This window comes from Streptomyces clavuligerus (genome assembly GCF_005519465.1).
In the GTDB taxonomy this organism is placed as follows: Bacteria; Actinomycetota; Actinomycetes; order Streptomycetales; family Streptomycetaceae; genus Streptomyces; species Streptomyces clavuligerus.
The window spans coordinates 5,222,324-5,234,037 of the sequence record NZ_CP027858.1 but is presented as its reverse complement, the minus strand read 5'-3'; the positions used below and the strand labels follow the sequence as shown (position 1 = coordinate 5,234,037).

Below are 11,714 nucleotides of genomic sequence, written 5' to 3'. Positions count from 1 at the left end.
CGACCCTACTGGGCGAGCGGGAGGGTGCCCGCGTCGAAGCAGGTGCGGTCCCCGGTGTGACAGGCGGCGCCGACCTGGTCGACGCGGACCAGCACGGTGTCGTCGTCGCAGTCGAGCGCGACGGACTTCACGTGCTGGACATGGCCGGAGGTGTCGCCCTTGACCCAGTACTCCTGGCGGCTGCGCGACCAGTAGGTGCAGCGGCCGGTGGTGAGGGTGCGGTGCAGGGCCTCGTCGTCCATCCAGCCCAGCATCAGCACCTCACCGGTGTCGTACTGCTGTGCGATGGCGGGGAAGAGCCCGTCGGCGCCGCGCTTGAGGCGGGCGGCGATCTCGGGGTCCAGCCCGCTCGCGGGCGGGGGGACGGGTGCGGAACCACTGGTCATGCCGCCCATTGTGCCGCGCCCGGCGGGAGGGCCGGGCGGGCGTCCGGCAGGCGGACCGCGGAGCCCTCCCCCCGGTGGACCGGGCAGGCGTCCGGCGGGCCCGCGGTGGACGGCCCGGCGGGCCTCCGGTGGGCGGACCGGGCGCGCTCGCCGTAGGCTGGCCGCATGTCGACCCATGCCAAGCGCGAACGGCTGCTGCTCGCCGATCTGTTGGAGGCGTCCGGGCCCGAGGCGCCCACGCTCTGCGAGGGCTGGACGGCCCGGGACCTCGCGGCCCATGTGGTGGTGCGCGAGCGCCGCGCGGACGCGGCGGGCGGACTGCTGATCGGGGCGCTGCGCACCCGGCTGGAGCGGGTGCAGTCGGAGTTCGCGGCGAAGCCGTACGAGGAGCTGATCGAGCTGATCCGCACCGGGCCGCCGCGGCTGTCCCCGTACGCGATCAAGCAGGTGGACGAGGCGGCGAACACGGTCGAGTTCTTCGTCCACGCCGAGGACGTGCGGCGGGCCCAGCCGGACTGGACGCCCCGCCCGCTGGACCGGGTCTTCGAGGACGCGCTCTGGGCCCGGCTGGAGAAGGGCGCCCGGCTGCTGGGGCGCAGATCACCGGCGGGGCTGGTACTGCGGACCCCGGACGGCCGGACGGCGGTCGCGCACCGGGGGACGCCGGTGGTGACGGTGACGGGCGGGCCGGGCGAGCTGACGCTCTTCGCCTTCGGGCGGCAGGACGCGGCGCAGGTGGACCTGGAGGGCGAGCAGGACGCGGTGGACCGGGTGCGGACGGCCCGGCTCGGCGTCTGACCCCCGGCAAACGGCCCACCCGGTGCGCGGACCCGGCGGAACGGGTCCGCGCCCGGCGATGTCACCGGTGGTGGCGTCACCAGCGCACCGGAAGCTCCTTGACCCCCCGGATCAGCATGCCCTCGGCCCAGGGCAGCTCCCGGTCCTTCTTGATCACTTCCAGCCGGGGGCAGCGCTCCAGCAGACTGCGGAAGGCGATCCGCGCCTCCAGCCGGGCCAGCGGCGCCCCCAGGCAGTGGTGGATGCCGTGTCCGAAGGCGATGTGCCCCCGGGAGTCCCGGTGGATGTCGAAGGTGTCCGGGGCGTCGAAGCGCTCGGGGTCGCGGTCGGCGTCCGCCTGGGCGATCAGGACGGCCGACCCCTTGGGTATCGTCACCCCGCTCAGCTCCACGTCCTCCAGGACCACCCGGATCGTGCTGTTCTCCACGGGCCCGTCGTAGCGCAGTATCTCCTCGACGGCCCCGTCCAGGAGGCTCCAGTCGGCCCGCAGCTCGGCGAGCTGCTCGGGGTGGGCGTGCAGCGCGCGGACACCGTTCCCGATGAGGTTGACAGTGGTCTCGTGGCCCGCGACCAGGAGGACCGCGCACATCCCGACCAGCTCCTGGGGCGAGAGCCGGTCACCCCCCTCGTCCACGGTGTGGATCAGCCCGCTGAGCAGGTCCTCCCCGGGGTCGGCCCGCTTGGCCGCGATCAGCTCCAGCAGATAGACGCCCATCTGCTCGTAGGCCGCCTTCTCCGCCGCCGGGTCCATGGGCGCGACGATCTCGCGGGACCAGGAGCTGAACAGGGTGCGGTCCAGCGCGGGCACGCCCAGCAGCTCGCAGATGACGGCCATCGGCAGCGGGAAGGCGAAGGACGGGACGAGGTCCGCCTCCCGCTTCCCGTCGGCGAGCATGGCGTCCAGGAGGTCATCGGTGATCCGCTGGACCCGGGGGGCCAGGGCCTCGATCCGGCGGGGGGTGAACTCCCGGGTCACCAGCCGCCGCAGCCGGGTGTGGACCGGCGGGTCGGTCAGCAGCATATGGGTCAGCACCGGCTGGTCCGGGTCGACCTCCGAGATCGTGGAGAGATGGCCGGACCCCACCCAGTCCCTGCTGAACCGCGGTTCGGTGTACGCGGCACGGCATGCCTCGTGGCCGACGATGAGGTACAGATCCATCCCCCTGGGCACCCGCACCCGGTGGACCTGCCCCTGGGCGCGGAGCGCCGCGTACACGGGAAAGGGGTCGCGTTCGAAGTCGGGGCTGAGCTGGAGCAGATCGACGGCAGGCGGGGTGGACATGCGGTTCTCCCTGGTGAGGACAGAGGTCGAACGCACGTGATACCCGGCCCGGGCGGCCGGGGAACGCCGCTTCTCGGACGATCCGCGCGGGCGGAGCCCGCCGCCGGTGGCGTGTTCCCGGCGCCGCCGCGCGCGGACCACCCGGCCCCGGACACACGCGGACCACCCGGCCCCGGATACACGCGGGCCGTCCGGCTCCGGACACACGGGGACCCCGGCGGGTGCCGCCGGGGTCCTTCCGCAGGGGTCCAGCCGATCAGCGGACGGGGTGGCCCGCCTCCCGCAGTACCTCCTTGACCTGCGGAATCCGCAGATCCCCAAAGTGGAAGACGGAGGCGGCGAGCACCGCGTCGGCGCCCGCGTCGACGGCCGGGGGGAAGTCCGCGAGCCGGCCCGCGCCCCCACTGGCGATCACCGGCACGGTCACATGGCGGCGCACCGCCCGGATCATCTCGGTGTCGTAGCCGTCCTTGGTGCCGTCGGCGTCCATCGAGTTGAGCAGGATCTCCCCGGCGCCCAGCTCGGCGGCGCGGTGGGCCCACTCGACGGCGTCGATGCCGGTGCCCCGGCGTCCGCCGTGCGTGGTGACCTCGAACGACCCGGAGGGGGTGCGCCGGGCGTCCACGGAGAGCACCAGCACCTGACGGCCGAACCGCTCGGCGATCTCGCGGATCAGCTCGGGCCGGGCGATGGCCGCCGTGTTGACGCCCACCTTGTCGGCGCCCGCGCGCAGCAGCCGGTCCACATCGTCGGCGGCGCGGACCCCGCCGCCGACGGTCAGCGGGATGAAGACCTGCTCGGCGGTGCGGCGCACCACGTCATAGGTGGTCTCGCGGTCGCTGGAGGACGCGGTGATGTCGAGGAAGGTCAGCTCGTCGGCGCCTTCGGCGTCGTACAGCTTCGCCATCTCGACGGGGTCGCCCGCGTCCCGGAGGTTCTGGAAGTTGACGCCCTTGACGACCCGGCCGTTGTCGACGTCCAGACAGGGGATGACCCTGACGGCCAGTGTCATACGGACGCACCTCGATACGCTTCGAGTTCCACTTCGACCAGGATGCGCGGGTCGACGAAGCCCGAGACCACCGAGAGGGTCATCACCGGACGGACGGAGCCGAAGACCTCGTGGTGGGCGCGGCCCGCCGCGTCGGCGTCCCGGGCGTGGGTGAGGATCAGCCGGGTGAGGACCACGGACTCGGGGCCCAGGCCGAACGAGGAGATCGCCGCGAGCGCGTTCCCGATGGCGACCCGGGTCTGCTCGTACGGGTCGCCCTCGCCGTGCAGCACGGACCCCTTGAACGAGGTCGTGCCGCCGACGACGACCCGGTCACCGGCGGCCACGGCGCGGGCGAAGCCGAAGGCGTCCTCCCAGGGAGATCCGCTCTGCACCCGCTGGATGGCGCCGGAACCGCCGATGGCGTTGCCTTCGGTCATTCCGCCACCACGGCCAGCGCCTCTTCCAGGGTGAACGCCTTGGCGTAGAGCGCCTTGCCCACGATCGCGCCCTCCACGCCCTGGGGGACCAGGGAGGCGATGGCGCGCAGGTCGTCGAGCGAGGAGACGCCGCCGGAGGCGACGACGGGCCGGTCGGTGCGGGCGCAGACACTGGCCAGCAGCTCCAGGTTGGGGCCCTGGAGGGTGCCGTCCTTGGCGATGTCGGTGACGACGTAACGGGCGCAGCCCTCGGCGTCGAGGCGGGCCAGGGTCTCGTAGAGGTCGCCGCCGTCGCGGGTCCAGCCCCGGCCGCGCAGGGTGGTGCCGCGCACGTCCAGGCCGACGGCGATGCGGTCGCCGTGCTCGGCGATGACCTTGGCGACCCACTCGGGGGTCTCCAGCGCGGCGGTGCCCAGGTTGACCCGGGTGCAGCCGGTGGCCAGGGCGGCGGCGAGGGAGGCGTCGTCGCGGATGCCGCCGGACAGCTCGACCTTGATGTCCATGGCGCGGGTGACCTCGGAGATCAGCTCGCGGTTGTCGCCGGTGCCGAAGGCCGCGTCGAGGTCGACCAGGTGCAGCCACTCGGCGCCCGCGCGCTGCCAGGCCAGAGCGGCGTCGAGCGGGGAGCCGTAGGAGGTCTCGGTGCCGGACTCGCCGTGCACCAGCCGGACGGCCTGGCCGTCGCGGACGTCGACGGCGGGGAGGAGTTCGAGCTTGCTCACAGTGTTCCGATCCAGTTGGTCAGCAGCTGGGCACCGGCGTCGCCGGACTTCTCGGGGTGGAACTGGGTCGCCCACAGGGCGCGGTTCTCCACGGCGGCGACGAAGCGCTCGCCATGGGTGGCCCAGGTGACGCGGGGGGCGCGGATGGCCCGGTTGGTGACCTCCAGCTCCCAGTCGTGCACGGCGTACGAGTGCACGAAGTAGAAGCGGGCGTCGGCGTCGAGCCCGGCGAACAGCTCGCTGTCCTCGGGAGTCTCGACGGTGTTCCAGCCCATGTGGGGGACGACGGGTGCCTTGAGCGGGCCGACGGTGCCGGGCCACTCGTCCAGGCCGTCCGTCTCGACGCCGTGCTCGATGCCGCGCGCGAAGAGGATCTGCATCCCGACGCAGATGCCCATCACCGGGCGCCCCCCGGAGAGCCGACGGCCGATGATCCAGTCACCGCGGACGGCGCGCAGCCCCTCCATGCACGCGGAGAACGCGCCGACGCCGGGGACGAGCAGCCCGTCGGCGTTCATGGCGGTGTCGAAGTCGCGCGTTATCTCGACCTCGGCGCCGACCCGGACGAGGGCCCGCTCGGCGGAGCGGATGTTGCCGAAGCCGTAGTCGAGGACGACGACCTTCCTCCGTGCGCCGCTCATGCCCACACATCCAGCCGCATGACCCCGGCGACCAGGCACATCGCCGCGCCGAACGCGAGCAGCCCGATCACGCCGCGGGGCAGCTTCTGCTGCGCGAAGGAGTACACGCCGCCGAGGAGGAAGAGTCCGACGACGATGAGGATCGTGGAGAGCCCGGTCATCGCGCTTCTCCATTCGCCGTGCCACCCGCGCGGCACACCCGCGCGGCCCTCGTCCGGGGCCCGGAGGCCGCGCGTGCGCCGCTCACAGCGCCCCCTTGGTGGACGGGAGGATTCCGGCAGCGCGCGGGTCGCGTTCGCTGGCGTAGCGCAGGGCGCGGGCGAGCGCCTTGAACTGGCACTCGACGATGTGGTGGGCGTTGCGGCCGTACGGGACGTGGATGTGCAGCGCGATCTGCGCCTGCGCGACGAACGACTCGAAGATGTGCCGCGTCATGGTGGTGTCGTACGAGCCGATCATCGGCGCCATGTTCTCGGGCTCGCTGTGCACCAGGTAGGGGCGGCCGGAGAGGTCCACGGTGACCTGGGCCAGCGCCTCGTCCAGCGGCACGGTGCAGTTGCCGAAGCGGTAGATGCCGACCTTGTCGCCGAGGGCCTGCCGGAAGGCGGCGCCCAGCGCGAGGGCGGTGTCCTCGATGGTGTGGTGCGTGTCGATGTGCAGATCGCCCTCGGTCTTGACGGTGAGGTCGAAGAGGCCGTGGCGGCCGAGCTGGTCGAGCATGTGGTCGTAGAAGCCGACCCCGGTCGACACCTCGACCTGTCCGGTGCCGTCGAGATCGATCTCGACGACGACGGATGTCTCCTTGGTGGTGCGCTCCACCCTGCCCACGCGGTTCATGCGCGCTGCTCCTTCTTCAACTCACGGACCGCGTCGAGGAACGCGTCGTTTTCGGCCGGGGTCCCCGCGGTGACCCGCAGCCATCCGGGGACGCCGTTGTCACGGACGAGGACGCCCCGGTCGAGGATCTTCCGCCACGCCTCGTGCGCGTCGGGGAACCGGCCGAACTGGACGAAGTTGGCGTCCGATTCGGTCACCTCGAAGCCGAGGGCGCGCAGCTCGGCGACGAGCCGGTCGCGCTCGTCCTTCAGCTGCTCCACATACCCCAGCAAGGTATCAGTGTGCTCCAGCGCCGCCAGCGCGGTGGCCTGGGTGACGGCCGACAGGTGGTACGGGAGCCGCACCAGCTGGACGGCCTCCACCACGGCGGGGTGCGCGGCGAGATAGCCCAGGCGCAGCCCGGCGGCGCCGAACGCCTTCGACATGGTGCGGGAGACCACCAGCTCGGGGCGGCCCTCGATCAGCGGCAGCAGCGAGGGCCGGTGGCTGAATTCCACATATGCCTCGTCCACCACGACCAGGGTCGGTCCGACCGCCTGGGCGGCCTCGTACAGCGCGAGGACGGTGTCCGCGTCGACGGCGGTGCCGGTGGGGTTGTTGGGCGAGGTGATGAAGACGACATCGGGCCGGTGCTCGGCGACGGCGCGGGCGGCGGCGCCGGGGTCGATGGTGAAGTCCTCGGCGCGCGGGCCGGAGATCCAGTGGGTGCCGGTGCCCCGGGAGATCAGACCGTGCATCGAGTACGAGGGCTCGAAGCCGATCGCGGTGCGGCCGGGGCCGCCGAAGGTCTGGAGGAGCTGCTGGATGACCTCGTTGGAGCCGTTGGCGGCCCAGACCTGGTCGGTGGTGACGGGGTGGCCGGTGGTACGGGTGAGATACCCGGCCAGCGCGGTGCGCAGCTCGACGGCGTCCCGGTCGGGGTAGCGGTTGAGGCCGCGCGCGGCCTCCCGGACCCGCTCGGCGATCCGCTCGACCAGCGGCTCCGGCAGCGGATAGGGGTTCTCGTTGGTGTTGAGCTGGACGGGGACGTCGAGCTGGGGGGCGCCGTAGGCGGACTTGCCGCGCAGCTCCTCCCGGATGGGGAGGTCGTCGGGGTGCAGCCCGTCGCCCCGGGCGGGGGTCTCGCTCACTTGCCGGGCACCTTCCATCCGAACCTCGCCTTGATCGCCGCGCCGTGCGCGGGCAGGTCCTCCGCCTCCGCCAGGGTGACGACATGGTGGGCGACGTCGGCCAGCGCCTCGCGGCTGTAGTCCACGATGTGGATGCCGCGCAGGAAGGACTGGACGGAGAGCCCGGAGGAGTGGCAGGCGCAGCCGCCGGTGGGCAGGACATGGTTGGAGCCCGCGCAGTAGTCGCCGAGGGAGACCGGCGCCCACGGGCCGACGAAGATCGCTCCGGCGTTGCGCACCCGGGCGGCGAGCGCGGCGGCGTCGGCGGTCTGGATCTCCAGGTGCTCGGCGCCGTAGGCGTCGACGACCGTGAGTCCGTCCTCGACGCTGTCGACCAGCACGATGGCGGACTGCCTGCCGCCGAGGGCGGGCACGATCCGGTCGTCGATGTGCTTGCTGGCCGCGACCTGCGGCTTCAGCTCGCGCTCGACGGCGTCGGCCAGCTCGGCGGAGTCGGTGACCAGGACGGCGGCGGCCATCGGGTCGTGCTCGGCCTGGCTGATCAGGTCGGCGGCGACATGGACCGGGTCGGCCCCGGCGTCGGCGAGGACCGCGATCTCGGTCGGGCCCGCCTCCGTGTCGATGCCGATCCTTCCGGTGAAGTAGCGCTTCGCGGCGGCGACCCAGATGTTGCCGGGGCCGGTGACCATGTTGGCGGGGGCGCACTCCTCGGTGCCGTACGCGAACATCGCGACGGCCTGGGCGCCGCCCGCCGCGTACACCTCGTCCACGCCGAGCAGGGCGCAGGCCGCGAGGATGGTCGGGTGCGGCAGGCCGCCGTGCTCCCGCTGCGGCGGCGAGGCGAGGGCGATGGACTCGACCCCGGCCTCCTGCGCGGGCACCGCGTTCATGATCACGGAGGACGGGTAGACGGAGCGCCCGCCGGGCGCGTACAGGCCGACCCGCTCGACCGGCACCCACTTCTCGGTGACGGTGCCGCCGGGGACCACCTGGGTGGTGTGCGGGGCGCGGCGCTGGGCGCGGTGGACGATCCTGGCCCGCCGGATGGACTCCTCCAGGGCGGCCCTGACCTCGGGGTCGAGCCCTGCCAGGGCCTCCGCGAGGGCCGCGGCGGGCACCCGGACGCGCTCCAGCGTCACCCCGTCGAACTTCTCCGCGTACTCGATCAGCGCCGCGGTGCCGCGATGATGCACGTCCTCGCAGATGGGCCGCACCTTTTCCAGGGCGGCGGCCACATCGAACTCGGCACGGGGCAGCAGCGCGCGCAGGGCGGCACCCTCGGGGAGGGCGTCACCGCGCAGATCGATTCGGGAAATCACAGGGTCAATTCTCGCAGACCCGATTCGGCTGGCGTTCTCCGTATCACTGGCTGATACACGCCCCAGGACTCCCCCCGGCGGCGATGACCACTAGCGTTCATCCGGTCACCCAGCGGGAAGAACGCCAGTAGGGGTGGTCGCGCACGCTGCGCCACCATCCGATGACACCGAGGAAGCGGAGGAGCGTCATTGACCGAGCCGCCGGACGACGAGGGGCCGCCGCAGGATCTGACCCCGACCGAGCAGCGCATGTGGAACGCGTTCCGCAACGGCAGCACCTTCGATCTGAGCGATCCCGACCCGCTGCTGAACGATCCCTTCTCGCCGCGCCCCTGGGGCCCGGAGCGCAGGGTGCGCGCCGGTGTCGTCGCCCGGCTGCTGCTGAGCGGGCCGTCGCCGCAGCCGGGCCGGGTCACGGCGTTCAAGCTGCGCGGCGGGCAGATCACCGGCACCCTGAAGCTCGCGGGCGGCAGCGTCTCGCCCTATGTGGAGCTGTACAACTGCCGTTTCGAGAACGAGGTCTGGTTCCCGGAGGCGCACTTCACCACCGTCCGCATGGTCGGCTGCGCGATACCCCGGATCGAGGCGGCCCGGCTGCGCACCGAGGGTGACCTCCATCTGCCGCGCTGCCGGGTCGAGCACGGGATACGGCTGACGGACGCGCAGATCGGCACGGATCTGCTGATCAACCAGATCCATGTACGGCCCGACCGGCGGGGCCGGGCGATCACCGCCGACGGTCTCTCGGTGGCGCAGGACCTCCAGGCGGAGCTGATCGAGAGCTATGGCGAGGTGAGTCTGCGCGGCGCCAAGGTGGGCGTGTCGCTGAGTCTGCGCGGCAGCAGGCTCAGAGCGGCGGGCCAGCGCCGCGCGCTGAACGCGCCGCAGCTCACCGTCGAGCGCACGCTCTACATGACGGGCGCGTGGGTCAGCGAGCTGACCGGCAACCAGAACCCCACCCCCCCGTTCGGCATCCCGGTCGGCGCCGCGTCGGGGCGCAGCAGCAGGCTTCAGCCCTTCGAGTGCTACGGCGGGGTGCGGCTGGACGACGGCCGGTTCGGGGACGCGGTGGATCTGCACCGGGCCCGGTTCGTGCTGGGCCAGGGCGAGGAGCTGTCGCTGCGCCGGATCGTCAGCCCGGAGCTGCGGTTCAACGCCCAGCGCCCGGAGGAGGGGCGGGTGGTGCTGAACGGGGCGAAGGTGGTGACGCTGGTCGACCAGGCGGCGAGCTGGCCGGGGCCCGGCGGGCTCGCCATGGGCGGCTTCGTCTACGAGAACCTGGTGCCGTACGAGGAGTTCCCGCTCGCCCGGCGGCTGGAGTGGGTGGCGTCGGCGACCCCCGAGTACTCCCCCGAGCCCTATGAGCGGCTGGCGACGGTGCTGCGCAACAGCGGGGAGGACGCGGACGCCCGGGAGGTGCTGCTGGCGAAGCAGCGCCGGCGCCGGGAGACGCTGCCGCTGGCGGCGAAGCTCTGGGGGTTCCTCCAGGACTGGACGGTGGCGTACGGCTATCGGCCGGGCCGGGCGGCGCTGTGGATGGCGGTGCTGTGGGCGGCGGGCGCGCTGGCGTTCGCGCAGGTCGATCCGGCCCCGATCAAGAAGGACGAGCATCCGGAGTGGAGCGCGCCGCTGTACGCGCTCGATCTGCTGATCCCGGTGATCAATCTCGGCCAGGACGGGCACTGGAAGCTGGAGGGGCCCTGGCAGTGGGTGGCGGCGGTGCTGGTGATGCTGGGGTGGATTCTCGCGACGACGGTGGCGGCGGGGGCGTCACGGCTGCTGAGCCGGGGCTGAGCGCGGGGCCGGGCGGACGGCCGGAGCCGACGGGGAGCCGGGTGGTCGCCGTCCCGGAGCCGGGTGGGGACCGAGGACTTTCAGCCGTTCCCCGGCAGAAGCGGGGGCCCTGGGACACGAGGTACGTATGCTCGCTCTGATTTTCATGTGACCTGTGAGACTGGTGTGTTGAGAGTTTCTTCAGGGGCGGAGACCCCGGCACTCCCGGCCCATCCGCCGCACCTCCGCCTCTTTCTTTACCGTCTCTTGGCCTTCGCCAGAACAACCTTCCTGCCGCCACCAAAGCTTCACAGCCACCCTCTGGCGCCGCCCCCACCTGCGCCTTTCAATGGTCCGCACCATGTCATTGCTTCGCGCGCTGCTGCGCACCTCGCGCATGATCCGCCACGCCCCCCGGCTGGCCGACGGTCTGCCGCCGGATGACGCGGTGCTCCTCGACGCGCCCGACGACCGGGTCGGCCCGGCTCTCGTGGCGGCGGCCCTCGGGGAGTACGAACCCGCGGCGAAGCTGCTGGCGACCACCCGGGACGCGGCCGAGTGGGAGAACCGCGACCGCTATGTGATGCGCCTGGCCTACTTCGCCCACTCCCGCGGCGAGTGGCTCTCCTCCTGGCTGACCGCCGCGCCCCGCGACCCGGACGCGCTGACGGTCAAGGCGGAGCTGGCGGTGCGCAGGGCCTGGGACTCGCCGGTGCGCACGGAGCGGCTGCGGGAGATCGGTCCGCTCATCGACGCGGCGGCGGAGGCCACCCCCCGCGACCCGGTGCCCTGGCGCATCGCCCTGGACCACGCCCGCGGAATCCACGCGCGTCACTCCGACTTCGAGACCCTGTGGGAAGAGGCCCTGAGCCGCTCCCCGCACCACTACGGCTGCCATGTGGCGGCCCTGCGCTATCTCTCCGCGCAGTGGTACGGCTCGCACCGCGAGTGCTTCGACTTCGCCGAGCAGGCGGCGGCGGACGCGCTGCCCGGCTCGCTGGTGCAGGCGCTGCCCACGCGGGCGGTGTTCGCCCGGATGGAGGACACGGCGCTGACCGGCGCCTACCCCTGCGGCCCGCTGGAACGGGAACGGACGGACGCGGCGGCCGACCGCGCCGTCGCGCTGTCGGCGGCCTACCCCGCGGGGGACCCCTGGCCGGCCGAGGTCCGCAATCTGACGGCGTACGTCCTGGTGCGCCAGGGGCGCTGGGAGGAGGCTCTGGAACAGTTCCGGCTGATCGGGCCCTGCGCCACCTCGTTCCCGTGGAACCGGCTCTCCGACGATCCGCTCGGACAGTTCCTCGACACCCGGGGCGGGGTACGCATCCAGGTGGCCTCCATGACACCCCTGCGGACCAGGACCACGGGAGGCCGTCGCCCGGCCCATTAGGCTTG

General features: G+C 72.7%; 13 protein-coding genes. 3 read left to right on the top strand and 10 right to left on the bottom strand.

Going from position 1 to position 11,714, the window contains the following annotated elements; translation table 11 throughout:
• Positions 1-5: 5 nt before the first annotated feature.
• A complete protein-coding gene (gene hisI, locus CRV15_RS22050; protein ID WP_003960150.1) occupies positions 6-386 on the bottom strand; it encodes a phosphoribosyl-AMP cyclohydrolase in 381 nt (126 codons plus the stop codon).
• A 165-nt stretch (positions 387-551) separates the two neighbouring features.
• Between hisI and CRV15_RS22045 the strand changes: the two genes are divergently transcribed.
• Positions 552-1,184 (top strand): TIGR03085 family metal-binding protein, encoded by a 633-nt coding sequence (locus tag CRV15_RS22045; protein WP_003960152.1) that lies wholly within the window; start codon positions 552-554, stop codon positions 1,182-1,184.
• Positions 1,185-1,260: 76 nt separating this feature from the next.
• Here CRV15_RS22045 and CRV15_RS22040 read toward each other — a convergent pair whose 3' ends face one another.
• The 9 genes from CRV15_RS22040 to hisD all read right to left on the bottom strand — a co-directional run bounded on the left by CRV15_RS22040 (position 1,261) and on the right by hisD (position 8,546).
• Positions 1,261-2,466, bottom strand: coding sequence for a cytochrome P450 family protein (locus CRV15_RS22040; RefSeq protein ID WP_029182887.1), 1,206 nt, complete (start codon positions 2,464-2,466; stop codon positions 1,261-1,263).
• Between the two features lie 256 nt (positions 2,467-2,722).
• On the bottom strand, positions 2,723-3,478 hold the full coding sequence (hisF, locus tag CRV15_RS22035) for an imidazole glycerol phosphate synthase subunit HisF (protein WP_003960154.1): 756 nt from the start codon (positions 3,476-3,478) through the stop codon (positions 2,723-2,725).
• On the bottom strand, positions 3,475-3,897 hold the full coding sequence (locus CRV15_RS22030) for a Rid family hydrolase (protein WP_003960155.1): 423 nt from the start codon (positions 3,895-3,897) through the stop codon (positions 3,475-3,477). Before CRV15_RS22030 ends, hisF begins: the two co-directional genes overlap by 4 nt.
• The gene (gene priA / locus CRV15_RS22025; protein ID WP_003956725.1) at positions 3,894-4,619 is read right to left on the bottom strand and encodes a bifunctional 1-(5-phosphoribosyl)-5-((5-phosphoribosylamino)methylideneamino)imidazole-4-carboxamide isomerase/phosphoribosylanthranilate isomerase PriA; all 726 of its coding nucleotides are present in this window, start codon (positions 4,617-4,619) and stop codon (positions 3,894-3,896) included. The genes CRV15_RS22030 and priA overlap by 4 nt, the downstream gene beginning before the upstream one ends.
• Entirely contained in the window at positions 4,616-5,260 is a 645-nt protein-coding gene (gene hisH / locus CRV15_RS22020; protein WP_003960156.1) for an imidazole glycerol phosphate synthase subunit HisH, read from the bottom strand. The genes priA and hisH overlap by 4 nt, the downstream gene beginning before the upstream one ends.
• On the bottom strand, positions 5,257-5,421 hold the full coding sequence (locus CRV15_RS36020) for a hypothetical protein (RefSeq protein WP_003960157.1): 165 nt from the start codon (positions 5,419-5,421) through the stop codon (positions 5,257-5,259). Before CRV15_RS36020 ends, hisH begins: the two co-directional genes overlap by 4 nt.
• 82 nt (positions 5,422-5,503) lie before the next feature.
• Positions 5,504-6,097: an imidazoleglycerol-phosphate dehydratase HisB gene (gene hisB, locus CRV15_RS22015; RefSeq protein WP_003956722.1), complete on the bottom strand. Its 594-nt coding sequence runs from the start codon at positions 6,095-6,097 to the stop codon at positions 5,504-5,506.
• Positions 6,094-7,245, bottom strand: coding sequence for a histidinol-phosphate transaminase (locus CRV15_RS22010; protein WP_044955642.1), 1,152 nt, complete (start codon positions 7,243-7,245; stop codon positions 6,094-6,096). The genes hisB and CRV15_RS22010 overlap by 4 nt, the downstream gene beginning before the upstream one ends.
• Positions 7,224-8,546 carry a histidinol dehydrogenase gene (gene hisD, locus CRV15_RS22005; RefSeq protein WP_003956720.1) on the bottom strand — a complete coding sequence of 441 codons (1,323 nt, stop codon included), beginning with the start codon at positions 8,544-8,546 and terminating at the stop codon, positions 7,224-7,226. Before hisD ends, CRV15_RS22010 begins: the two co-directional genes overlap by 22 nt.
• A 189-nt stretch (positions 8,547-8,735) precedes the next feature.
• Here hisD and CRV15_RS22000 point away from each other — a divergent pair, with 189 nt between their 5' ends.
• Together CRV15_RS22000 and CRV15_RS21995 are read left to right on the top strand one after the other, a co-directional pair.
• The gene (locus CRV15_RS22000) at positions 8,736-10,340 is read left to right on the top strand and encodes a hypothetical protein (RefSeq protein ID WP_003956719.1); all 1,605 of its coding nucleotides are present in this window, start codon (positions 8,736-8,738) and stop codon (positions 10,338-10,340) included.
• 328 nt (positions 10,341-10,668) lie between these two features.
• Positions 10,669-11,709, top strand: a complete 1,041-nt coding sequence (locus tag CRV15_RS21995) for a hypothetical protein (protein WP_003960160.1) — start codon at positions 10,669-10,671, stop codon at positions 11,707-11,709.
• The last annotated feature ends 5 nt before the right edge of the window (positions 11,710-11,714 follow it).